Raw genomic sequence first — 24093 nt, forward strand, 5'->3', positions numbered from 1 at the left:
TCTATGAGGCAGGCTTTTTCTTAGAGGGAGTAGTCTAATGAGCTTGGAACATTACCACCAAAAAAGAGATTTTAGTAAAACACCCGAGCCCAAAGGAAAAATATCCCGAAAAAAGCAACGACGTTTTTATATTCAAAAACATGCTGCCTCTCACCTTCACTACGATTTTCGACTCGAATTAGAGGGCGTTCTTAAAAGTTGGGCTATTCCCAAAGGGCCCTCTCTAGATCCCTCTGTTAAACGCTTAGCCATTCACGTAGAAGATCATCCAATTGAATATGGCACTTTTGAAGGCATTATTCCTAAAGAGGAATATGGTGGAGGTACAGTGATGCTCTGGGACAAAGGGGAATGGGAATCGCTGGATAAAAATCCTCTGCAAGCTTATAAAAAAGGGCATCTGCGTTTTGAGTTACATGCAGAAAAACTCGGGGGGCGATGGGATTTAATTCGTTTTAAAAAAGAAGATAAATCCTGGTTTCTTATTAAATATAAGGACAGTTATGCCCGAGAAGATGATGATATTACCACCCAAAAAAACAAGAGTGTTCTTAGCCAACAATCAATAGAAGAAATTGAAAAAAATTATCAAGCTGTTTGGACAAAGACTGGGTTAAAAAAAAACCTTAAAAAAATTAATATTGATCTGCCATCCACTAACATGCCAGAGACCATTTCACCACAATTAGCTACTCTAGTGGATAAACCACCATCAGGTGAAGATTGGTTGCATGAAATTAAGTTAGATGGTTATCGGATTCTTGCTTTTAAGAATGGTAAACACGTCCGTCTTATGTCACGCAACAATATAGAGTGGACTCGTAAGTTTCAAATTATCATCAAAGCGGTTGAGAAAATACCTGTAACAAAACTCATTCTTGATGGCGAAATTGTACTTTTTGATGAGCACAATAGATCCAGTTTTCAATTATTACAAAACGCCTTGGACTCTGACGACAACCCTCCCTTTATTTATTACGTATTTGACCTGCTTTATTATGATAAATGGGATGTACGCTCTCTTCCTCTTTTAGAAAGGAAAAAACTATTAGAGCCATTACTAACCCCTGAAATCCCTCATTTGCATTTTAGTGATTACATTCTCGGACATGGGGAAGCTATTTTTGCTTATTCCTGTGATCTTGGTTTAGAGGGGATTGTTTCAAAATTAGCAACAAGTAAGTACGTGACCAAACGCTCTAAATCCTGGTTAAAAATTAAATGCCTAAAACGGCAAGAATTTATTATTGGAGGCTTTAGTCCACCGAAAAACTCACGAAGCTGCTTTGGTTCGCTCTTTTTAGGGCTCTACGATAAAAAGGGACATTTTATCTACAGTGGCAATGTTGGCACAGGCTTTAGCGAGGCCTCCTTAAGGGAAATCTATGAAAAATTAAAACAGCGCATCGTTACTAAAAACCCTTTTAATTCACAACCACCAGGTATTACGACTGCCACTTGGGTAAAACCAGAACTGGTTGCCGAAGTTGAGTTTACTGCATGGACAAAAGAGGGACGTTTACGCCATCCAAGTTTTAAAGGATTACGTTTTGACAAGAAAGCCAGGGACATTATAAAAGAAGTGGAGAAACCAGTGGATAAAATTAATAAACAAAAGATCGCACTCGAAAAGCAAAACTCTCTTAATATAAAACTAACGCATCCAAATAAAATTCTCTATAAAGAAGATAAAATTAGTAAAAGAGAGCTTTTTAACTATTATCTTGATATTGCTGATTTTATTCTTCCCTTTATTAAAAAACGCCCCTTGACGTTAGTACGCTGTCCAACAACCTATAAAGATTGTTTTTATCAAAAAAAACTCAATGAAACTAGCTTCACAGCACTGCATCCGATTGAAATAGCGAATATTAATCAGGGGAAAAGTGAGAATTATATTTACCTGGATGATGTAGAAGGGTTACTCAGCTTGATACAAATGGGAGCACTTGAGATTCACCCATGGGGAAGTCGTATTGAAAAACTGGAATACCCAGACATTTTAGTCTTTGACCTGGATCCTGCTCCCGACATTTTATGGAAACAGGTTGTTGAAGCAGCTTTTGAAATAAAAAAACATTTGAGTGAGTTTAAATTAAAATCCTTTGTTAAAACAACGGGAGGTAAAGGCCTTCACGTTGTTGTACCTATTCAACCAGAATATGAATGGGATAAGGTTAAAAATTTCGCCCAGGTATTTGTCCAATTTTTAGAACAAATTAGTCCGGAAAACTATACTGGCAAGATGTCAAAAACCCAAAGAAAAGGGAAAATTTTTATTGATTATTTGCGTAATCAACGAGGTGCAACAGCCATAGCTGTCTACTCAACTCGCGCACGGATACACGCTCCCGTAGCGACTCCCCTACATTGGGATGAATTGACTAATGATATTATGGATACTTATTATACGATAAGAACAATCACTAAAAGACTTAGTCATCTACAAAAAGATCCTTGGCATAGTTTTTGGGAAATAAAACAATCTTTACGCTTAGATCAATTAGAATGAAGTACTATCGGTTTATCGCCAATCGGTCGGCTCCAAGGGAATCAAAATCCACATAATGAGATAGACTAACAGTGCTGAACCACCTAAAAGAAAAAAAATAACGAAGATAAACCGAATCCAGAATGGATCCATATTAAAATAAATGCCTAATCCTCCGCATATCCCCGCAATTTTTCTTTCTCTACGAGAGCGCCATAGCTTTCTGTAAGGCTTTGAGAGTCGAGTCATAGTCGATTAACTTGAATTAAGAGGCTTTAATATACCAAATCTTGAATAGAAAGAACCAGTTTCTATCAAATTTATTCTATTTAAGTTGAATAGAAATAGGTATTCCGTCTTGCTTTGAAGACGGAATATCTCTCCAGGAGCTGTCACGCTATTCTGTTAATTACGTTTAATACCTGCCTGTCGTAGACTTTGCTCACCCAATTTCCTGGCATTGCTAGCCGCGGAAAGCATGTGCTTTTCAAAAATATGAAAAGCCTCTTCCATGTAATTTAAGGTTTTATGACTATTTTCTATCAATACGTGAATATTACGCTCCAGAAGCTCTTCGGGTCTTCGAAGCTTCGTGAGCTCTTCTGGCCTCAGATAAGACATATTTTGCAGAGTCTTAAGATTAAGGGCCATTATTTCTTGTAAAGGTTGTTGAAAGTTACGGACACTATTTTTCCACTGTTCCATTTGTTCATGCATGGTCATCTCCTTGTGTGCACTGCACAATCAAAGATTAGCTCACTAAAATTGCTTGTCAAATTTGTTAATAAGAAATGGTCCGCCTTTCAATCATTCTACCTTTTTACTATTGTTAAGCTTGAAATAAGCTATGCTTAAGAGAGAATCCTGCAATTACCAAAGGATAATCTTTTAACAAAATAATAAAAATTAAAATAATGATTTTATAGGGAGATAAAATGGGTTATTTGATCGGTTGGCTTTTGGGTGTCCCAATAAGCATACTCATCTTAATTTGGTTAATATCCCATGTTTGATATATCTCATTAAACAAGGAGAGTTATAATGGCTAAAGAATCTGTAGTAGTAACAGAGCATTCGCATTGTTCGCACACCTACAAGCGCATTTCATGGTCTGCCATTGTCATTGGGGCCTTAGTAGCAGTAGGACTGAATTTCCTCTTAAATCTTTTTGGACTTGCTATAGGCTTGAGTGCTTTTACAATGAGCGATGCAGGAGCAAGTACTGTAGTCATTGGAGGCATGCTTGGAATTCTTATCGGTATCATTGCCGCTATGCTAGCTGCAGGGTATGCAGCAGGTTATCTCGGACGCTTATATTGTCCTCAGAGAAATCTCGGTATCCTGTATGGTTTTAGTACCTGGACTTTGGCCTTAATTCTATCGGCCTTAATTACCATGCCTCTTACCCATCATGTAACCAATTATACAAAAATGGCTTCTCCTTCGATTTCAGTAATCACTAAGAAATCAATGGATACTGGCAAGGTGGTATCCGCCGCCACTGTCTCTCCTGCTTCTCATCATCAGAACATTCATCAAAAAGCGATGAATGTAACGGCGCCGACGGAAACAACGGCTTGGAGTGTATTTTGTGTCTTTATTCTATTCTTCATCAGTGCCTTATCCTGCTGTTTTGGTGCTTGCTGGGGAATGAGTTGTTGCCGGGAGGATTAACTTGTTACTTTAAGCCCTTTCGTTGATGCGAAAGGGCTATTTACCATTCTAAAATTACCAGCCTGTATTTAAATCTTCATGTTTGTCTATAATTAATTACTACATGGAGGTAGTTATGAACAAGACGAGCAAAAATCCACAACCTCATGCCGTTGACAGAAAAAATAAAAGCCAAGGGACGGAAAAGAAGAGTGCTTTAGCAGGCAGTGAGTTGGAAAAGCCTAACCATAAATCTCACCTAAGTCGTGATCCAATTAAAAAACGCCCTTTTTTCACCGACGACCCTCCGAAATTAGAAAAAAAAGTTGATAACTATGATGAAGAGAATGATGGTTTTTAAAATTTCTTCAACGGGGATCTTCTTAATACGATAGAGAAGGGATTGTAGGAAGCAGCTTTTTTGTGACAAGCATCTTTTAACGATGCGAAAACCAGAGGATAGTCTTCAATTTAATAAAGCAACAGTACAATTATTCCACTCCCCAAAACTGATAACTTAATAGGCTCAATCGGTAACAGTAGTGGAGAGTTTCATACAAGCTTGCTCCTTGTTCTTTTGATAGTATTCTTTTATTTTGATCCTTGGAGACAATGCATGCTTTATTTATGGCTAAAGTATATTCACATTTTAAGCTCTACCCTATTATTTGGTACCGGACTTGGTACTGCCTGTGTTTTGCTTTATGGGCACTCTACAAAAAACATATCGACCATGGCAGTCTGTAATCAATATGTCGTATTAGTAGATTGGCTATTTACTGGTATCTCGGGCTTTATACAAGCCCTCACAGGTTTTTGGATGATCTACCTGGCAGGGTACTCCTTTAAATCCCTGTGGATCTGGGGGGCTATAACAGGCTATACCTTTACCGCTTGTTGCTGGTTTCCTGTGGTTTATTTTCAAATAAAACTACGCGACATCATCATAATGTGCATTAAAAATAAAACGTCTCTTCCAGCAGAGTACCATTACTATTTTCGCTGGTGGTTTTTTTTAGGATGGCCTGCTTTTATCAGCTTACTGATTGTTTTTTATTTTATGATAATGAAGCCTATGTAAAATATTATAATGCTAACCATTCAATGTAATTAGCCATTAACGATGACTCCACCATTAGGATGCAGCACTTGGCCAGTCATATAGGATGAGTCGTTCGAGGCAAGGTATACGTAAGCCGGAGCAATTTCTGCAGGTTGCCCGGCCCGTTTCATTGGTACTTGTTGACCAAATTCTGCTACTTGCTTTGCTGTAAAACTTGCTGGAATCAGAGGAGTCCAAACAGGGCCTGGCGCCACAGCATTGACACGAATCTCGCGCGAAATAAGGTTTTGCGCAAGTGAGCGAGTAAGGGCAATGATAGCGCCTTTAGTTGCGGAATAATCAATTAGGTGATCATTTCCTTTGTATGCTGTTACAGAGGTAGTATTAATAATCACGCTTCCTTTTTTCAAATGAGGCAATAAGGCTTTGATCATGTAAAAATAAGAAAAGAAATTAGTCTTAAAAGTCCGTTCTAACTGTTCACAACTTATTTCCTCCAAAGTATCTTGTGGATGCTGTTCTGCAATATTATTCACTAAAATATCGATCTGCTTAACTAATTTTTCAGCCTGAGTGACCAATTTCTTACAGGCACCATAAGTCTTTAAATTAGCTGGCATGAGCCAACAATGCCTGCCTATCGCTTCGATTAATTGTTTGGTTTTTTCAGCGTCTTGATGCTCATTTAAATAATGGACAATCACATCCGCGCCTTCTTTTGCAAAAGCGCAAGCGACGGCACGACCGATGCCACTATCACCACCTGTAATCAAGGCTGTTTTACCGAGCAGTTTATCACTTCCTTGGTAATCTGCAGATAAATACTCAGGTTGAGGCCGCATTTTAGCCTCAATACCGGGTTGTTTTTTTTGTTCTTGCGGCGGTTGTTGTTGAGGCCTTTTCTGCTTCATAGTGCACTCCTATGTTACAGTTATGTTCCTCATGGTGGTTAGAGATTAAAAAATATGAGAAACCAGCCAAATGAGGATCAATATACTGATAGGCACTCCTAGTAGCCAGGCAATAATATATTTCAGCATTTTTTTCTCCTTTCTTAAAAACTATCCATTCTTTATTATGCTTTAGTTTGTTTCCTCAGTTTTTTGTGCACCAGACCCTTTGATCATTTGTTAGTGCTGTTGAAAAAGAAACCATTCCTGTACTATCCAAAATGCTGGTGATAAAGATTCGGAAGCCCTTTTCTCAAATATCTTTCCATGATACTTTCTTCCAAATTAAACATATAAATTAACTTTTTGATTTTACTAGAGTAAAAGCAGCAAAACCATTCAAAAACTACTTCTATTCATTAAATTTGGTTAATAGTTGATCCTCTTTATACTATAGATGACTATTGCTCTTTTAACAAAAATTAGCGACAGATGTAATAATTTATTCTATTTAATAAGTCATTTCTTATTCTTTTTCTTGCTTTTAGGTTTCGTTGTCGTTATTAAAGGAGATTGCACGATATCCAAGATAGTTTGCATAGGATCCATATCTGTAGTAGGTTCAAATATCGCTTTCCCCAGCAGCGGTAATATAGCGGAATTCGTCGGTAAATTCATGGATTTAGCTATATTATTTATATTTTCTTGCACAATATTGGTTGTAGGAAGTTCTATCCATTTATCAAGCAGTTTATTAGCAGAATTGAAATAACTACACATACTATTGGCAAACGTATTCAAGAACTGAATTTGTTTATTGATTAAAGTCATCTGCAGTTCAAGCCAAGGATTATTCTCCAACATTTTCATGGTATTGAACCATTGTCCAGGAATATATTGTTCTGAATTATTTTCAGGTGTTTTCGCCTTTCCCTTGTTAATCATAAAATTCCTTATCTGGTATGAAGCATTGTTTAAAAATGGAATATTTAAACTATAGGTGACAATTTAACGGACTGCCAAAAGAGAGATAAAAGGCAAGAGTAGCAACAGCTTTCATACCTCAATGGACGCAGATTGTTTGTAATTTACTCTTATGGCTATTTTTAAACTATGCTTAATGATAAATAACCAAGGAGGTAAATAGACATGGAAACGAAACGAACCACCGCTGCACATGCACATAAAAAGCCCTCTCTCAAAGAAAGCGCACATAATGGCCGTAGTAAAGCTCATGTTGGCGAGGCCGCAAATCATTTATTACACGAAGGGAAAAAACTGGCCAATGACGTTTATGAAGAAGGCTTAAATAAATTGGAAGACGTACAAGATGAACTTAAGGGGTATTCCGACGAGCTTTTGAAGAAAGTACAAAAAAATCCACTAACCTCTTTATTAATAGCAGGTGGGGTAGGTTTTTTGCTTTCTCTCATATTAAAAAATAAATGAATATTATTGAACACTTAGAGGGACTAGTTTCAGGGAAAATACGCATTTTTAAACTAGTCTCTCGTCTTATTAAATTAGAGGCAAAATTAGCAGGGCTAAGTATTTATCCTCTGTTAATTAATGTATGTCTGTTATTAATTACACTCACTACGCTGTGGTTATCAGCCATGTTGTTGTTTGGATATTTCTTGACCCAACTTGTTGGTAATGCCTTTTTTGGCATTTCTATGGTCTTATTATTTAACCTTGGTGTTTCTTTTCTATTAGCAAGATATTTAAGATCCAATTTAGAAAAAATGAGTTTCAAGAAAACAAGAGCTTATTTTGCCAGGCAGAATACCCATGAAAAACTCCCGAAAGCAACTGATTATCAAAATTGAAAAACTAGATAGGAATTTACATAAACAACAAATTAAAGTGCGAAAGCATTACCATTGTTTGACGAGCTTTATCCACTCTACTGATGCCCTCATTGGCCTTCTACCTGCCTTTATAATCGGTTGGGAAAGTACCAAAGGGAGCTTTATAAAAAATATGCTTAGGTACATCATTCGTATAGAATTCCTTACAGTTTTAGCTACTCTTAGCAAGAAATTTATTAAATAGAACTCACTGGGCATTTAAAGCAAAAAATCTCGAAAATTAATCACAGAAAGCCATTGTCTATAATTAAGATAAGAAAATGTCTAATAAGGAGATTAAAATGCCACAAGGAGATAAGTCAAAATATACCGACAAGCAAAAACGCCAAGCCCATCATATTGAAGAAAAATACCGTAAAGAAGGTGTATCAAAAAAAGAAGCTGAAGAACGTGCCTGGCGAACTGTAAACAAACAGGATCATGGAGGTAAAAAAGGAGCTTAATACGTTTAACTATCACAGATTTCTCTCCGCAAATTACTGGTAAGGAAAAGAAGTGATGAGAGAATATACTTCAAAGGGATTTAGGGGTTGTTATGATATAAAACCCACGGAGAGTAATCTGTACCACGCTGAAGGTGAAGTCTTCTTTTACACCAAAGATTCAAGTAATCCCTGCTTATTACAGAAATTTCATACTGAACACCCTACAAAAATTGGAGCCAAAAAAGAAATTAAACGATTAATTGATGATTACATCAACTTTGAATGGAAAAACACCTCGAGATGAAAAAAATTGAGGCCTTCATATTAATAATAATTTAAGGGTAACGTACTCTCTACATCTATAGAACTGTGTCAAACATATTAATTCTTACTTGTCTTTACATAGTTTTTTATATTCTTCTTCCAATTTTTTTAAATCCTCATCGGATAATTTATCCAAATCCAAAATAGAATTACGCGCATTTTTTTTCGTTTTGATTAATTCATCAATTTTTAAGTTAAGAATTTTCGTATCACGATTTTGCGTATTCTGAATTAAGAACACCATTAAAAAGGTAATAATGGTTGTCCCAGTATTAATTATAAGCTGCCATGTATCGGAAAAATGAAATAAAGGGCCTGTAACGAGCCAAATCAATACTAAACTCAATGCAATTATAAAAGACCCGGAGTGTCCAACTGCATGTGAAACCCGCTTTGCAAAATTATTAAAATGATTGGAATCGTCTTTAGCTTTCATCGTTATTTCCTTAAGTGAACTTTAAGCCACCCTCGTTTAAATATCTTTTCAACTATAGCAAAATCTCTCTTGCCTTCCACTTTACAATCATTGCCATTGCCTAATGGTTTAAATTATTTTAGCTTAAGAATAAGCATTTTCTATTCTGGAAAATCCCTGGCGGGGTTTTAACTGAAAATTCAAACAATTGCTTTTCGCTGCAAAAAGCTGTTAACAATACTCTCACATCTTATCCACAGCTTACTCCCACTTTGTTCTCTTGATTTTTCCAAAAAACACAATATATTGTTTTTTTAAAACAAAAATACCACCAGATATGGTGTATTTAAGATTGTATTCAGCAACGATTTATTCTATATTTTTAAATATGGATCCAACTAATCTTAAGGATTGAAATTAGTTGGGTGGCCAAACAACACCGTGGAGAAAACATGTCTGAGATTCTTGAGTCGGTAAAAGATGTACCGCAAACAAGTCAACTGGAATTGACCGCTACAGCACCAGGTTTGCTGAAAACCATAAAACGCAATGGCAAAGTTGTTAGCTATGATGATAGCAAAATCAAAGTTGCCATTACTAAAGCATTTATTGCTGTAGAAGGCGGCAATGCAGCAGCATCGAATAGGATTCATCAGCAAATTGATGAAATCACTCAACGGGTTACTCAAGCCTTTAAACGTCGTCATCCAAGCGGCGGCAGTATTCATATCGAAGACATCCAAGATCAAGTAGAACTGGCTTTAATGCGTAGCAGTCAATACAAAATTGCGCGTGCTTATGTGCTCTATCGTGAAGAACACCGTAAAGCCCGAGAAACCGCTCTAAAACAACAAGCCAGTGATAACAAGGTGCCGCTCATCACTATGCCTGATGGTGAATTGAAACCTTTGGATATGGCGCGTGTAGATACTATTGTTGCCGAAGCCTGCCGTGAATTGGATAATGTTAAAGCAGAGCCTGTTATTAAAGATGCCCTGCGTAACCTTTATAATCAGGCCAAATTGGAGGACGTTCATAAAGCCTTAATTATGGCCGCTCGTGCCCTGGTAGAAAAAGAGCCTAATTATAGTTACGTCAGCGCTCGTTTACTCCTGGACAGTTTACGTGCTGAAGCATTAAATAAATTAAATATACAAACAGAAGCAACCTTCGATGAAATGGCAGCCCTCTATCCTGCGTACTTCAAGGCCTACATTGCCCAAGGTATCAACCAAGGCATGCTCGAACACAAATTGACTGATTTTAATTTGGATAAGCTGGCAAAAGCATTGTTACCCCAACGCGATATGAAATTCACCTATTTAAGCCTGCAGACGCTTTATGATCGTTATTTCATTCACGAACAGGGTGTCCGCTATGAATTACCGCAGGCCTTCTTTATGCGTGTAGCGATGGGCTTAGCGATTCGTGAGCAAAACAAAGATGATAAAGCAATCGAATTTTACCTATTGTTATCCTCTTTCGACTATATGTCCTCTACTCCGACACTCTTTAACTCGGGTACAGTCAGACCCCAGTTATCAAGCTGCTATTTGACCACAGTCCCTGATCATCTGGATGGCATTTACAGTGCAATTAAGGATAATGCGCTGCTGTCTAAATTTGCTGGTGGGCTTGGCAATGATTGGACTCCTGTTCGCGCCATGGGGGCACATATCAAAGGCACGAATGGTAAATCGCAAGGTGTTGTACCTTTCTTAAAAGTTGCTGACTCAACAGCTGTTGCTGTAAACCAGGGTGGTAAGCGTAAAGGGGCTGTTTGCGCCTATCTTGAATGCTGGCACCGCGATGTGGAAGAGTTTACTGAATTACGTAAAAATACCGGTGACGACAGACGCCGTACGCATGATATGAACACGGCCCTGTGGATACCTGATTTATTCATGAAGCGTGTGCATGAAGATGGTGAATGGACTTTATTCTCCCCCGATGAAGTTCCTGAGTTGCATGATGCCTACGGAAGCGAGTTCGAAACCCTGTACACTCAATGCGAAGAAAAGGCGCAACGTGGTGAAATTAAAAATGTTAAAAGAATTTCTGCCCTTAAACTATGGCGCCGTATGCTTTCCATGTTATTTGAAACCGGTCATCCATGGTTAACTTTTAAAGATCCATGCAATCTGCGCTCACCTCAGCAGCACGTGGGAGTCATTCACAGCTCCAATCTGTGTACGGAAATTACACTCAATACGTCACAGGATGAAATTGCAGTCTGTAACCTAGGTAGTGTTAACTTGCCTGCCCATATCCATAATGGCAAACTGGATCGTGAAAAATTAAAGCGTACCATCACTACCGCTATTCGCATGCTTGATAATGTGATTGACATTAATTATTACTCTGTCCCACAAGCCCGCAACTCTAACCTGCAGCATCGTCCAATTGGCCTGGGTTTAATGGGCTTCCAGGATGCGCTTTATGCACTCAAAATTGATTATACCTCTAAAAAAGCTGTTGAATTCGCTGATGAATCAATGGAATTAATCAGTTATTACGCCATTGAAGCCTCCTGTGAATTAGCGAAAGAACGAGGTAGTTATTCAAGTTATGAGGGTTCTTTATGGAGCAAAGGGATTCTACCTATTGATTCCATTAATTTGTTACAACAAACTCGTAACAAATACCTTGAGCAAGATCGTTCACAACATCTGGATTGGGAAGATTTACGAGTCAAGGTACGTACTCAGGGAATGCGTAACTCTAATGTGATGGCCATTGCTCCAACGGCCACTATTTCCAATATTTGTGGTGTATCACAATCGATTGAGCCGACTTATCAAAATCTCTACGTGAAGTCTAATTTGTCTGGCGAATTTACAGTGATTAACCCTTATTTGGTTGCTGATTTGAAAGCACTCGGCCTTTGGGATGAAGTCATGGTTAATGATTTGAAATATTTCAACGGCAGCGTACAACCTATCAGTCGTATTCCTGCTGAACTAAAGGCACGTTATGCAACGGCGTTTGAAATTGATCCCATGTGGCTAGTAGAGGCTGCTTCTCGTCGCCAGAAATGGATTGATCAGGCCCAATCGCTGAATATATACATGGCTCAGCCATCCGGTAAAAAGCTTGATCAATTATATAAACTTGCTTGGGTACGCGGTTTGAAAACAACCTACTATCTACGTAGCCTGGGTGCTAGTAATGCAGAAAAATCCACTGTCACTGACGGGGCACTTAATGCAGTCAAGATAGAAGCAGAACCTAAAGTATGCTCTATTCTGGATCCTGACTGCGAAGCTTGCCAATAATGAGGAGAATTTGATGTCAATAACCACTTTAGAAACGATGAAAGCACCCAATCCTATGGGTGCTACCGGCTTGGAAGCCTTAGAAATGGGGGCTGGCCGCATTCATGTTGATGACAAGCAAATTATCAACTGCCGAGCTGATTTAAACCAATTAGTTCCCTTTAAATATACTTGGGCTTGGGATAAATACTTAACTGCCTGTGCTAATCACTGGATGCCCAATGAAATCAATATGAGCACTGATGTTGCTTTATGGAAAGATCCTAATGGTTTAACTGCAGACGAACGATTGATTGTTTTACGCAATTTGGGCTTCTTCTCAACAGCTGATTCTTTGGTAGCCAATAACCTGGTCTTGGCTGTTTACCGTCACATTACTAACCCAGAATGCCGTCAATACCTGTTACGTCAAGCCTTCGAAGAGGCTCTTCACACTCACGCTTATCAATATATTATCGAAAGTTTGGGACTGGATGAGGCTGCTGTATTTAATATGTATCGCGAGATCCCTTCTGTTGCTACAAAAGCTGCTTGGGCACTGCCTTTTACCCAAAGCTTGAGTGATCCTAATTTCCATACGGGAACACCAGAGGATGATCAACGATTATTACGAGATCTGATTGCCTTCTATGTGATTTTTGAAGGTATCTTCTTCTATGTTGGTTTCACACAAATCCTGTCTATGGGCAGACGTAATAAAATGGTCGGTACCTCTGAGCAATTTCAATATATTTTGCGTGATGAATCCATGCATATGAATTTCGGTATTGATGTCATTAACCAAATAAAAATTGAAAATCCTCACTTGTGGACGCCTGATTTTAAAGAGGAAATCATCCAATTGATTAAAGAAGGTGTAGCGTTGGAATATCAATATGCTAGAGATACCATGCCACATGGCATTTTGGGCATGAACGCAGAAATGTTTGAAGAGTATTTACATTTCATTGCTAACCGTCGCCTTAGCCAGATTGGTTTACCAGAACAATACCCTGGTGCTGAAAACCCATTCCCCTGGATGAGTGAAATGATGGATCTCAAAAAAGAGAAAAACTTCTTTGAAACTCGCGTGATTGAATATCAAGCCGGCGGAACTCTCAGCTGGGATGATGAAGATAACTAACCGAAAATCAAAATAAAAAGCTCTCCTTCAGCAAGATACTGAAGGAGAGAAAGCTTTCTTATTTATTCCTTATTAATATTGAGTTCACGAAGCTTTCCTTTACTTTCAGCTTTCTTAGGTATCGTTACCCACAACATACCCTTTTTGAAAGACGCTTTCGCTTTATCAACATCAACTGACTGAGGCAAAGTAATGGTTCTATCGTAACGTCCATAACTGATTTCACGGCTCAGATAATTTTTATTTTCATCTTTCTTAGATGTACTTTTTTCACCTTGAATAGTTATTACGTTATCACTAATAGAAATTTTAATGTCTTTTTCATCCATGCCTGGCATTTCAATTTCAATTTTAAGACAATCTTTATCTTCAATGATATCCATTGCTGGAGATAGTCTTAGGTTGTGAAAATGTTCTAAATTCAAGTTGCTGGATTCGAACAAATTATACAAATCACTCATGGCTCTATTAACTTCTTGATGAAGGCCTCTAAACGGACTCAATAAAGATTCAGCTGTGCTGGAAATATCTCCTTTTCGTTTTGATAAATTACTCATTTCCGTATCTCCTATGCCGTATTTCACAGAAATTCACTCTGTAAAATAATTAACCTATATTTATAAATATTAGTAGGAATCATTTACTTTTCAAGCGAGAATAACTCCTTAATTCTTCAATAAAAAATTTCAATATTATTTATAAATCAAAATGTTATATTTTTTAAAATTCGTAAAATCATCTTTATCTTGTTTTTACTTTGTCTTAATATCTTAATGTTATTGATTTGAAAACCGCTTGAACTATCGTTATTAACCACTGCAGCTCACAGGACAGAAAGGCTATGTCAATTGATAGTGTATTTTTAACTAAAGACTCTATTAAATTTCTTCTTTTTTTAGCTAAAAAAAATACCTTATCAATGACGAAAAAGCATTTCTGCCATGACCAATCGGAGGCAGATTTTTATTCACAGCCGGATCAGAAACTGAGACGTGGTACCATTGTTGTATTTCACGGCCTTAACCAGGAGGGGAATAACGATACTCGCATCTTGAAATTAGTGGGGGCTCTCGTAGCGATTGGTTTTACTTGCCTGGTTCCGCGTATACCTGCTTATGTAGAACTTCGATCTACAACTGAATATGATTTTGATTCGCTTACCCGTTTTTTAGATCATTTATCCATCACGACAACCGAAATAAATGGCTATTATTCTTTTCTTGGCCCTTCAACCTCTTGCCTATTCATGAGCAAATTGGCATCTAAGGAACCACTGAAACCGAAAATTAAATCGCTTTGTCTGATTAGTCCTTATTTCTCTGCTCAAAATAGCTTTGCAGAAATCCTGGAGTCACCCAAAAGCTTCTATGCTCAACTTGTGCTGTTAAAAATGCTCCTTCACAGTCAATATATGCACGAGAAAAATGAATCGACTGGTGATGATATAAACTTACTGAATCAAGCGATCACTTTTTGCTTTCAAAATAAAAAAGAAGAAGAAATAAGACTAGATGTGCTGAAATTTATTAATCAGGAATCTTCACGAAGGAGCACTTTATATTCTTTAGTTAGGCTTTTAGGAAAAAAAGGATTTATCACCGATTCAATAAGACCTTTCTTTCTTGATATTTCACAGCGAGCACAATATGAAGACCACATTACAAAAATAGATGCAAATGTGACTATTATTCACTCACTCCATGATGACATTTTTTCCCCGAAAAACAGTGTTGATTTATCGCAGCATCTTAATAAGTATCAGATAAAAAATAGCTTATTAATTACTAAATTGCTTGAGCATGCTGATTTAAAGTTTAAAAGCATTCTTAAAGAAGCAAAACCAATAATTAATTCCCTGAACTATTTTTTTAGTCACACGCAAGTGAAATAAAGCTAACGACAGTCAATACAGCTATGGTCTAGAGTTAAATGCAGTCATTGATCTTAGTTTCGTTACGTTGAGACATTGACGTGAAAAATAGCCCATGCTAGTTTTTAAAACAGTCAACTAAAGGGAGTTAGTTATGGATCTTGTGAGCTTGGGAGTAAATTTAGTCAGCGGGTTAGTAGGAGGGCACCTTCTTGGTGCTGCATGGAAAGATAAAAGCCTTGGTGCACTTGGTAATTCAATCGCGGGCATTATTGGAGGCGCAGCAGGCGGTTACATCCTTCAAACCGTTGGAATGTTAAATAGTTTAGGCTTAGGGGATATGTCTATTCACGCATTATTAGGCAATGTTGGCTCAGGATTAGTTGGGGGAGCCGTTTTAACAGCCATCGTCGGTATGATAAAAAAATCAATATCTAAAGCCTGACACATTACACCATCGTAGCCATATCTCTTGACGCGCTAATACGGAGTAAGTTCACAGAGTATGTTATTTTTTTACAATCGAATAAGATCTGTCGTCATTGCGAACGAAGTGAAGCGACCAAGTACAGGTTTCTAACAAAGAATCCTTTCGGTTGCTTCGCCAAGGTTCGCAATGACGAAATTAGGTACTGTAAGTCCTTACAAGAATTATGAAAAAGCTGTTAAATGCAGATTAGCGCAACATACACGCCCTCCCGCCCTCATAAACCGTCGATTAATTTTTCTATTAACGCCTGTTTTGAAGAAACATTCAGTTTAATTTTCATATTGCCAAGATAGTCTTCAATAGTGCGAAAAGACAAACCTAATTTGGCTGCAATCTGCTTTGCGCTATAGCCTCTTACTAACCAGTAACCACAATCCTTTTCCCGCGCCGTAAAATCAAGGCTATTAATCGCATAAGAATTATTACCCAATAGAGCAGTGATATGTGGAAACAAACCTAACTCTCTGATTTGTTGTAAAGAATAAATCAATGAACTTGAATGCAGATTAAAACTAAAACCGGCAGAACCAACCAATTGATTATTATGGTTAAACCAAGGGAATTTAACGGAAAAAATGAATTGTTCATTTCCTTCATGATTCACCAGGCGTTCTTCATAAACCTTAATTGTATTGGTTATGCAAACATCAGAACTATTACGCATTAATTGCAGCGCTGATTGTTTTTCAGCGACATCCAGTAAACAGCGTCCTTTTGAATCCTCTGCTGAATCAAAGCCACAAAGCAAGGCTCCATATTGATTCATTAAATGGGTTGTGCTGTTGGCATCAAGAAAATAAACACTCATCGACAGCTTTAGTAAATCAAATAAGTGAATTCTGGAAACAGGGGTTCGTGTTTCCATGTGTTTAGGCAAGGTAAGTTTAATCCCCTTTCTATAAGGAAGAACTCGCATTTCTTCCTGCAAGATACTTTTTGATTTATTCAATAACAACATAAGAATGATTTTGTTACCGTATTCAATACGGGGTTAATTGGTGATAAACCCAGTTTATATTCTGGCTCTCTCTTAACCATTATGCTTGGATGGACATGATTATGGCACGAATAAACAATCTGGAAAATTCTCCTCTCGGTAAAAAAACAGTCTACTCGACCCGTTATGATAAATCACTCCTATTTAGTATAACGCGACGTGAGCGGCGCCAGGAAATCAAAATACCCTCCATACTACCCTTTCAAGGTGAAGATATTTGGAATGCTTATGAATTTTCCTGGTTAAATGGTAAAGGAAAACCTGTTATTGCCCTGGCAACATTCATTGTTCCGGCCGAGTCCCCCCGCATTTTTGAATCCAAATCCCTTAAGCTTTATCTTCATAGTTTTAATGCCTCCCGGTTTAACAGCGAAAGGGAAGTCAGTAAGATTCTGTGTAAAGACTTAAGCGAAGTAGTAGGCGTCCCTGTTCTAGTCACTCTACAACATTGGGAGTACTCACCACTAGCTACAATCCTTTTACCCGCAGGGATAAATCTTGACCATTATGATCTCAGTACTAATCGTTATACTTATGCCCCTGAATTTTTAGAAACAGCGCCTTTTTTTGACAAGGAACTTCTTTATTCCAATCTGTTGAAATCAAACTGTCCGATCACCAGCCAACCTGATTGGGCAACTATTTTCATTCGCTATGAGGGACGCAAAATCAAGCATGAAGGATTACTTAAATACATTATTTCGTTAAGAAATCATGATGAATTTCATGAGCATTGTGTTGAACGTATCTTTATGGATATTCTCAACCATTGTAAGCCAGAGAAATTACTTGTGTATGCACGCTATACACGGCGCGGAGGAATTGATATTAATCCTCAAAGAGCTACACTTGGCTTTGCTTTGCCCGAAAATTTACGCCAACCCAGACAATAAGAATGAAAGAAGAGGCAATCAGCCGATTGCCTCTTTAGCCTAAAGTGCTTGCCGTAAATGAGGAAATAAAATGACATCGCGTATGGAAGGGGAATTAGTAAACAGCATAACTAATCGATCGACACCTATCCCTTCGCCAGCAGTCGGTGGCATGCCATATTCCAGTGCTTCAATGTAATCGCTGTCAAAATGCATCGCTTCCAAGTCCCCTGCATCTTTCTCCGCAACCTGTTTTTGAAAACGTTCTGCTTGATCCTGTGAATCGTTTAGCTCAGAAAACCCATTCGCAATCTCACGACCACCAATAAAAAACTCAAATCGATCCGTCACCTCTGGATCCTGATCACTACGTCTTGCCAAAGGAGATACTTCGGTAGGATAACCAATAATGAACGTTGGCTGAATTAACTGGTGTTCAACAGTTTCTTCAAAGAGGATCATTTGCAGCTTACCCAAACCATCACTGCCCTTATAAGCGAACCCCAAATTGTCGAGTAAGGCTCGGCAACCATCAATCGTTTCAATCTGAGCCGCGCTGAGTTCAGGATGATAGTGCAAAATAGCCTCTTTAACAGTCATTCGAGAAAAAGATTTTGAAAAATCAAGTAGTTGCCCTTGATACTCCACTTTTCTCGTCCCTAGCACAACATCACAGAGATGATGTAATAATTGTTCAGTGAAATCCATTAAATCACGATAATCAGCATAGGCCTGGTAGAATTCCACCATCGTAAACTCAGGGTTATGGCGTGTTGAGATACCTTCATTGCGGAAATTACGGTTAATCTCATAAACACGCTCAAATCCACCCACCACCAGCCGTTTTAAATAAAGCTCAGGCGCAATGCGTAAAAACATTTGCATGTCCAGGCTATTATGATGAGTCACGAATGGACGTGCTAAAGCACCACCCGGAATAGGGTGCATCATTGGGGTTTCTACTTCCAAAAATTGATGATTGTCCATGAAATGCCTTAAGGCTTTTATCAGTTTTGAACGCAATAGAAACGTTTGGCGGCTCTCTTCATTGGCGATTAAATCAACATAGCGTTTACGATAACGTACTTCCTGATCAGCCAGACCGTGAAATTTATCAGGTAAAGGCCGTAGAGATTTAGTCAATAACTCGATATCTTCCGCATTCACTGTTAGCTCACCGGTATTCGTCTTGAATAACTCGCCACGAACTCCGACAATATCCCCCAAATCCCAGTGCTTAAATTGCTCATAGATTTCTGGTAAATCATTTTGCCGTACATAAACCTGTAAACGTCCGGAAACATCCTGAATGTGAAAAAAACTGGCCTTACCCATAATACGGCGCAGGACAATTCGCCCAGCAACAACAACTTTTATATGTTCTTCTGCCAAAACTTCTTTCTCAATATCAGCATATTGATTCATTAAGCTGGCGGCTAAATATTGACGACGAAACTGGTTAGGGAAATTAAAACCGCTGCTGCGCAAATCAGCCAATTTTTGTTTACGAATTTGGTAAACTTCACTCTCATCTAGGTGCTGTTCTTCTATCATGCTTCCCCTACTCCTGCTTTCAAACTTGCTACAATAAATTGATCTAAATCGCCATCTAAAACTGCTTGCGTATTACTTGTCTCAACGCCGGTACGCAAATCCTTAACACGAGACTGATCCAAGACATAAGAACGGATCTGCGATCCCCAACCAATATCCGATTTGGTTGCTTCCAGGGCTTGTTGCGCCGCATTTTTCTTTTGCATCTCCATCTCATAGAGCTTAGCGCGCAACTGTTTCATTGCCTGATCTTTATTCTTGTGCTGACTTCTATCAGTCTGGCACTGAACTACTATTCCACTGGGCGCATGGGTAATACGTACTGCTGAATCAGTTCTGTTAACATGCTGCCCACCTGCTCCGGAAGCACGGTAGGTATCTATTCGCAAATCCGCAGGATTGATTTCGATATCAATATCTTCATCAACCTCAGGCGAAACAAATACGGCTGAAAAGGAGGTATGCCGTCGATTACCAGAGTCGAATGGCGATTTACGTACTAAACGATGCACCCCTGTTTCGGTGCGTAACCAACCATAGGCATATTCACCAGTAAAATGAATAGTAGCACTTTTAATGCCTGCCACTTCACCCGCAGAACATTCGATTAACTCTGTAGTAAAACCATGATGCTCTCCCCAGCGCAAATACATCCGCAAAAGCATTTCAGCCCAATCTTGAGCTTCGGTCCCGCCAGAGCCAGCTTGAATATCAAGATAAGCACTCGAGTTATCCATTTTTCCGGAAAACATGCGTCTAAATTCAAGTCCAGCCACCTGTTGTTCGATAACCGCAAGTTCGGCGGCAACATCAGAAATAGCGCTCTCGTCATCTTCTGAACGCGCTAACTCAAAAAGCTCTGTTAAATCGGCTATAGATTGGGTTAATTTTTCGAGCTGCATAACCACAGCCTCCAGCTGCGCACGCTCACGCCCTAAAGCTTGTGCCTGTTCAGGGTTGTTCCAAATTCCTGACGATTCAAGTTCACGAACAACTTCTTCCAAACGCTCACGCTTAGTATCGAAGTCAAAGATACCCCCTAAGCGCATTAATACGCTGCTCCAAATCAGCCAAACCAAGAGTGATTTGATTTACTTCTAACATGAGTACCCTATTGTGTTTTTATTAAAGGACGATATTGTACAATCAAAGCGAATTTCAGGCCATAGAATGACCATTTTTAATACCTGGACCTGCTTGTATCGGTTTTGATGAACAATCATCAGATTCTACCGAGCTCTTTTTGTACTAACTCACTAACCGCATCACCCGTATTCAGTGTCGTCTTTGGTTCAACAAGCAGCACATAAACTTCCTCTTCAGCAACAGGTAGATGCTCAACACCTTTAGGAATAATAAGAAACTCCCCTTCATGGATAGTAATGTCTTGGTCTCTTAATTTTATTAGCAGGTTTCCTTTTACTACTAAAAACAACTCATCTTCATTATCATGTTTATGCCAAACAAACTCACCTTTAAATTTAGCCAATTTGACCTGTGCGTCATTTAAATCGCCTACTATTTTGGGTGACCAATGATCACTAAATAAGCCAAATTTATCATTTAAATTTACTTTTTGTATTTTCATTTTTCATCCACTTCAGTCGACTATAGAGGATTTTCTATAGTTTTACCCTTAACATCAGAGAATTGTAAAAAAATCGCAATTAATCGTACCATAAACCCCAAAGTATCTTTAAATACGGTATCGTTATAATAATTTTAGCAAACTTGCTAGAAAGCCTATTCTAACTTATTATTGATTTATATTGAATCAAACTGTATTAATTTTATTTATTTAATAAATACAGTAGATTGGAGAAAAATTATGTCCACCCCTGAAGATGAAGTAAGAAAAAAAATGCGCAGCATCGCTGAAGAAGCGGCAGAAGTAGCCAGAAAAAAACAACAAGCCCTTGAAGAAGAGGCTCAAAAAGCTAAAAAGCCAATTCAGGATGATGGACCTAAAAAACCTGCACCGGAAACTGCATTTAAAGCAGAAAAACCAAGTAGCGACTGGGAGAAAATAGTAGAAGATTTCAAGAAAAAATATAATAAAGAACCCGAGGGACCAACAAAAAACATTCTTACCTTTCCATCAGAACAAGAAGCCTTGGCGTTTTTTGAGTCCCAAGCAAAAGCAGAGCCCCCGCGTGAATTCCTTATGCAAAAATTGGAGAACGGTAAGCCCGTTGATGATCATGTGTTTTCTTGTGGGAATGGCCAGCTTTTTAGAGGAGGCTTAAAAGACATCCAAACACAAGTGGCAAAGGCTTTAGAGGCTGAAAAAGATCCCCAGAAACGTGCAAAACTCGAATCGGGAAAAGAACTTATCGATCAGCGAATTGCTGCCATAGAAAAATCAACCGATATGCGTGCCAAAATGGGCAGCATGAAAGAGCAGGCGAAATCAGAGCAAACACCACCACAACCGACAGACACTGAAGAGCATGGGCATAAACTCTAAACCAATCACGACGCTAACCTCCTCTCCGGAGGTTAACGGTTTCTCCTTGAAATGCCATCCTTTGTCGCTTTCAGCTATGCTTAAGTATAGTAATTCATGAGCAAGAAGAAAGGATTAAAAATCATCATACAAGGATAGTGGAGAAAATCATGTTAAATATCAATGTATTAAATATTAATCCGGAAATTGTTTGTGCCTTAATTGAAAAAGCAAAAATATTTCATAGTAAAGAAGAGGTTACTTTCGGTGAAGAAATGCCCGATTCAGAATATGAATATGACTGGGCACAGGTATTGGCTGATCACCAGGACGATTTAACTTATCTCGAGGTCCGTTCAACCATCAATGATCTCGATCCTGCACAAAAAATTGATTTGCTCGCATTAATGTATCTGGGTCGAGGTGATTTCGAGGCAAATGACTGGAGCAATGCACACAAGGAAGCGAAAGCCCGCTTGGCTCCTAATTTAACAGATTATTTGTTTTCCAAACCGCTTATTGCTTCTTATTGGGAAAAATCCTTAGAATTGTTGGGTTATTCCTGTGAAGAATGAAGGGTGTGCTCTATCTCGGCAGGCCACTCGAGATCACCAAACAGTGGCCCAAATACGGCCGCCTTCCCCAAAACACGGCTCCAAAATAAATTGCCCAGATCAAAATGCCACCATTCATACTGGTAAGAGGTAAACCCTGCCTTAGTCATTGCCTGATTTAGCGAATTTCTTCTTTCTTTTATGTTTTTCTCTTCAACAGACAATTCACTCTGTAAGTTAAAATAATCTTTATGAGCTTTTTCTGTGCAGTCATCAAAGGGCGTACCCATATCCAGTTCTTTACCAGTACTCATCTCAAACAAGGTCAAATCAATAGCACCCCCACTGAGATGAGGCGAACAATAGCTATCACCTACCCTGCCTGGTAAAGAAACATATTTTAACGTTTCCTCATAATTCTCTTGTTCCGTAAAATAGGGGAATTTACTGCGCACCTCATCTCTCATCCAATCAAAAAGCTTGGCTTGCACTGCCCTGGGTCTATAAACATCCCAGACAAGAAAACCATATTCTGCTGGTAGAAAATTCAGAGCCTGCTTTAATCGGGCTAATACTGCATAACGCCCCCAAATTTGAGACACTGGGCTAAACCCCAGTTCAAAATACTTGGGACAAACTTGAATCCGTGGATGACTCTGACTAGTCAATTCAACCGCTGTATAGTCATGAGGAGAAAACTCATAGTCCGCACTCATTATCGTTCTCGTTTACGGCAAAAAGGAAAGGAAAGTATAAACAAATTCTCGTCAATTTGTCTCTTATGTCTGCTTATTTTATAGTTTAGAGAACAATCTTATGGCAATCCAGAAACTGAACTCCGATCGGATTTAAGCAATACTTTATTTGTTAGCGATAAAGCTACCTTTCAAAAGTGATTATGCTAAGATGATTTCTGCCCTCACTATTTCTACTTCAATGATTAGCTTTGGATATTTCAATCAGAATAGTGAGAAGTGTTTATTGAGGCAGAACATTATTTTTTCAATAAAACCTTTTAGATTAAGAGAAAGACACTATGTTTAAACCTTTTCTAACTTTGTCCTTTATAACACTTTTTGGTATCGCCACACAGGGACGAGCCAGTGATGCTGCACTGGCGAATGTAGGTATAACACCACCGCCCATACAGGAGTCGAGTGACGCCGAGGTTATTTCGGCACCAGTGCCAGTAACAGCGGTAGCCCCTGCTCCCAGTCCTCTTTCTCAACCTGGCAGCAATCAAAAGCCCCATGCCACGGTATTAACATGTTCTGACTCGCCCGTACAAACCAACATACTCAATAAAACACCTGCGGCTAATTTATTTATGATTAGTAATATAGGTAATCAACTGGTTACTTCCCTCGGTTCAGTCGAATATGGTGTAAACTATCTTGGTTCCTCACTGCTATTAATTGTGGGGCACTCCAATTGTAAAGCCATCCATACGGCAAACAGTGATTATTCAAAATTAGCCCCTGCGCTTGTGAAAGAGCTCAATAACATGCGGATTGTTAAAGGCGCTCCTGATAACGACAGTGCTAAAACCAATGTTAATAATCAAGTCGCTATAGCTTTGCAAGAATTTGCTGCAAAGGTAAAAAATGGCCAATTATTAGTAGTTGGGGCAATTTATGAATTTAATGATGATTCGCAAGCGAATGAGGAAGGTAAACTTAACATTATTAACATCAATGGCGAAACCGATCCGGTGAAATTAAGTGCTATAGCCGCTACAGTCGCTCAAGCGCAATAATTTTTTTGCGTTGAATAATTTGTT

Annotated in this window: 26 protein-coding genes; 15 read left to right on the plus strand and 11 right to left on the minus strand. The window is 38.6% G+C overall.

Annotation, left to right across the window (positions count from 1 at the left end; genetic code table 11):
* Positions 1-37: 37 nt before the first annotated feature.
* Positions 38-2512, plus strand: a complete 2475-nt coding sequence (gene ligD / locus DYC89_RS10090; protein ID WP_115221665.1) for a DNA ligase D — start codon at positions 38-40, stop codon at positions 2510-2512.
* 12 nt (positions 2513-2524) lie between these two features.
* Here the strand turns inward: ligD and DYC89_RS10095 are convergent, their stop codons facing one another.
* Complete coding sequence (locus DYC89_RS10095; RefSeq protein WP_115221666.1) at positions 2525-2740, minus strand: PspC domain-containing protein; 216 nt, start codon at positions 2738-2740, stop codon at positions 2525-2527.
* 156 nt (positions 2741-2896) lie between these two features.
* Entirely contained in the window at positions 2897-3208 is a 312-nt protein-coding gene (locus DYC89_RS10100; RefSeq protein WP_115221667.1) for a phasin family protein, read from the minus strand.
* Positions 3209-3532: 324 nt separating this feature from the next.
* On the opposite strand from DYC89_RS10100, the gene DYC89_RS10105 reads away from it, so the two are divergent.
* From DYC89_RS10105 to DYC89_RS10115, 3 genes are all read left to right on the plus strand, one after another.
* Positions 3533-4165: a hypothetical protein gene (locus tag DYC89_RS10105; RefSeq protein WP_115221668.1), complete on the plus strand. Its 633-nt coding sequence runs from the start codon at positions 3533-3535 to the stop codon at positions 4163-4165.
* Between the two features lie 115 nt (positions 4166-4280).
* Positions 4281-4505 carry a hypothetical protein gene (locus DYC89_RS10110; protein WP_115221669.1) on the plus strand — a complete coding sequence of 75 codons (225 nt, stop codon included), beginning with the start codon at positions 4281-4283 and terminating at the stop codon, positions 4503-4505.
* A 255-nt stretch (positions 4506-4760) separates the two neighbouring features.
* Entirely contained in the window at positions 4761-5225 is a 465-nt protein-coding gene (locus tag DYC89_RS10115; protein ID WP_115221670.1) for a DUF2269 family protein, read from the plus strand.
* Positions 5226-5254: 29 nt separating this feature from the next.
* Here DYC89_RS10115 and DYC89_RS10120 read toward each other — a convergent pair whose 3' ends face one another.
* Together DYC89_RS10120 and DYC89_RS10125 are read right to left on the minus strand one after the other, a co-directional pair.
* Positions 5255-6118: an SDR family oxidoreductase gene (locus DYC89_RS10120; RefSeq protein ID WP_115221671.1), complete on the minus strand. Its 864-nt coding sequence runs from the start codon at positions 6116-6118 to the stop codon at positions 5255-5257.
* Positions 6119-6616: 498 nt separating this feature from the next.
* The gene (locus DYC89_RS10125) at positions 6617-7042 is read right to left on the minus strand and encodes a hypothetical protein (protein WP_115221672.1); all 426 of its coding nucleotides are present in this window, start codon (positions 7040-7042) and stop codon (positions 6617-6619) included.
* A gap of 204 nt (positions 7043-7246) precedes the next feature.
* Here DYC89_RS10125 and DYC89_RS10130 point away from each other — a divergent pair, with 204 nt between their 5' ends.
* The 3 genes from DYC89_RS10130 (at position 7247) to DYC89_RS16510 (ending at position 8411) form a co-directional block, all read left to right on the plus strand.
* Positions 7247-7546 (plus strand): hypothetical protein, encoded by a 300-nt coding sequence (locus tag DYC89_RS10130; protein WP_228364861.1) that lies wholly within the window; start codon positions 7247-7249, stop codon positions 7544-7546.
* Entirely contained in the window at positions 7543-7926 is a 384-nt protein-coding gene (locus tag DYC89_RS10135) for a hypothetical protein (RefSeq protein ID WP_115221673.1), read from the plus strand. The genes DYC89_RS10130 and DYC89_RS10135 overlap by 4 nt, the downstream gene beginning before the upstream one ends.
* A 323-nt stretch (positions 7927-8249) precedes the next feature.
* The gene (locus tag DYC89_RS16510) at positions 8250-8411 is read left to right on the plus strand and encodes a hypothetical protein (RefSeq protein ID WP_181879376.1); all 162 of its coding nucleotides are present in this window, start codon (positions 8250-8252) and stop codon (positions 8409-8411) included.
* A 370-nt stretch (positions 8412-8781) separates the two neighbouring features.
* Here DYC89_RS16510 and DYC89_RS10150 read toward each other — a convergent pair whose 3' ends face one another.
* Positions 8782-9153, minus strand: coding sequence for a low affinity iron permease family protein (locus DYC89_RS10150; RefSeq protein WP_115221676.1), 372 nt, complete (start codon positions 9151-9153; stop codon positions 8782-8784).
* A 431-nt stretch (positions 9154-9584) separates the two neighbouring features.
* Here DYC89_RS10150 and DYC89_RS10155 point away from each other — a divergent pair, with 431 nt between their 5' ends.
* Positions 9585-12407 carry a ribonucleoside-diphosphate reductase subunit alpha gene (locus DYC89_RS10155; RefSeq protein WP_115221677.1) on the plus strand — a complete coding sequence of 941 codons (2823 nt, stop codon included), beginning with the start codon at positions 9585-9587 and terminating at the stop codon, positions 12405-12407.
* A 13-nt stretch (positions 12408-12420) separates the two neighbouring features.
* Entirely contained in the window at positions 12421-13530 is a 1110-nt protein-coding gene (locus DYC89_RS10160) for a ribonucleotide-diphosphate reductase subunit beta (protein ID WP_115221678.1), read from the plus strand.
* 62 nt (positions 13531-13592) lie between these two features.
* On the opposite strand, the gene DYC89_RS10165 is transcribed toward DYC89_RS10160, so the two are convergent.
* Positions 13593-14087: an Hsp20/alpha crystallin family protein gene (locus DYC89_RS10165; protein WP_115221679.1), complete on the minus strand. Its 495-nt coding sequence runs from the start codon at positions 14085-14087 to the stop codon at positions 13593-13595.
* Positions 14088-14371: 284 nt separating this feature from the next.
* Here DYC89_RS10165 and DYC89_RS10170 point away from each other — a divergent pair, with 284 nt between their 5' ends.
* The gene (locus DYC89_RS10170) at positions 14372-15421 is read left to right on the plus strand and encodes an alpha/beta fold hydrolase (RefSeq protein ID WP_115221680.1); all 1050 of its coding nucleotides are present in this window, start codon (positions 14372-14374) and stop codon (positions 15419-15421) included.
* 133 nt (positions 15422-15554) lie between these two features.
* Entirely contained in the window at positions 15555-15845 is a 291-nt protein-coding gene (locus DYC89_RS10175; RefSeq protein ID WP_115221681.1) for a hypothetical protein, read from the plus strand.
* Between the two features lie 259 nt (positions 15846-16104).
* Here DYC89_RS10175 and DYC89_RS10180 read toward each other — a convergent pair whose 3' ends face one another.
* Positions 16105-16848 (minus strand): helix-turn-helix transcriptional regulator, encoded by a 744-nt coding sequence (locus tag DYC89_RS10180; protein WP_115221682.1) that lies wholly within the window; start codon positions 16846-16848, stop codon positions 16105-16107.
* Between the two features lie 101 nt (positions 16849-16949).
* Here DYC89_RS10180 and queF point away from each other — a divergent pair, with 101 nt between their 5' ends.
* Positions 16950-17780, plus strand: a complete 831-nt coding sequence (gene queF / locus DYC89_RS10185) for an NADPH-dependent 7-cyano-7-deazaguanine reductase QueF (protein ID WP_220271774.1) — start codon at positions 16950-16952, stop codon at positions 17778-17780.
* Positions 17781-17819: 39 nt separating this feature from the next.
* Here the strand turns inward: queF and lysS are convergent, their stop codons facing one another.
* From lysS to DYC89_RS10200, 3 genes are all read right to left on the minus strand, one after another.
* A complete protein-coding gene (lysS, locus tag DYC89_RS10190; RefSeq protein ID WP_115221684.1) occupies positions 17820-19313 on the minus strand; it encodes a lysine--tRNA ligase in 1494 nt (497 codons plus the stop codon).
* Positions 19310-20417, minus strand: a protein-coding gene (gene prfB, locus DYC89_RS10195; RefSeq protein ID WP_115221685.1) for a peptide chain release factor 2 whose coding sequence is annotated in 2 segments (ribosomal slippage) — positions 19310-20341 and positions 20343-20417 — 1107 coding nt in all. Because the reading frame shifts where the segments join, the coding sequence is not laid out codon by codon here. Before prfB ends, lysS begins: the two co-directional genes overlap by 4 nt.
* 118 nt (positions 20418-20535) lie before the next feature.
* Positions 20536-20901, minus strand: a complete 366-nt coding sequence (locus DYC89_RS10200) for a cupin domain-containing protein (RefSeq protein WP_220271775.1) — start codon at positions 20899-20901, stop codon at positions 20536-20538.
* A gap of 171 nt (positions 20902-21072) precedes the next feature.
* On the opposite strand from DYC89_RS10200, the gene DYC89_RS10205 reads away from it, so the two are divergent.
* Both DYC89_RS10205 and DYC89_RS10210 read left to right on the plus strand, forming a co-directional pair.
* Entirely contained in the window at positions 21073-21780 is a 708-nt protein-coding gene (locus DYC89_RS10205) for a hypothetical protein (RefSeq protein WP_147285501.1), read from the plus strand.
* A 149-nt stretch (positions 21781-21929) separates the two neighbouring features.
* Positions 21930-22334, plus strand: a complete 405-nt coding sequence (locus DYC89_RS10210; protein WP_115221687.1) for a DUF3775 domain-containing protein — start codon at positions 21930-21932, stop codon at positions 22332-22334.
* Here DYC89_RS10210 and DYC89_RS10215 read toward each other — a convergent pair.
* Positions 22316-23029 (minus strand): M15 family metallopeptidase, encoded by a 714-nt coding sequence (locus DYC89_RS10215; RefSeq protein WP_115221688.1) that lies wholly within the window; start codon positions 23027-23029, stop codon positions 22316-22318. The genes DYC89_RS10210 and DYC89_RS10215 overlap by 19 nt on opposite strands.
* Before the next feature lie 320 nt (positions 23030-23349).
* Between DYC89_RS10215 and DYC89_RS10220 the strand changes: the two genes are divergently transcribed.
* Positions 23350-24069, plus strand: a complete 720-nt coding sequence (locus DYC89_RS10220) for a carbonic anhydrase (RefSeq protein WP_115221689.1) — start codon at positions 23350-23352, stop codon at positions 24067-24069.
* Positions 24070-24093: the final 24 nt, after the last annotated feature.

Source organism: Legionella donaldsonii (assembly GCF_900452385.1).
GTDB classification, from domain to species: Bacteria; Pseudomonadota; Gammaproteobacteria; order Legionellales; family Legionellaceae; genus Tatlockia; species Tatlockia donaldsonii.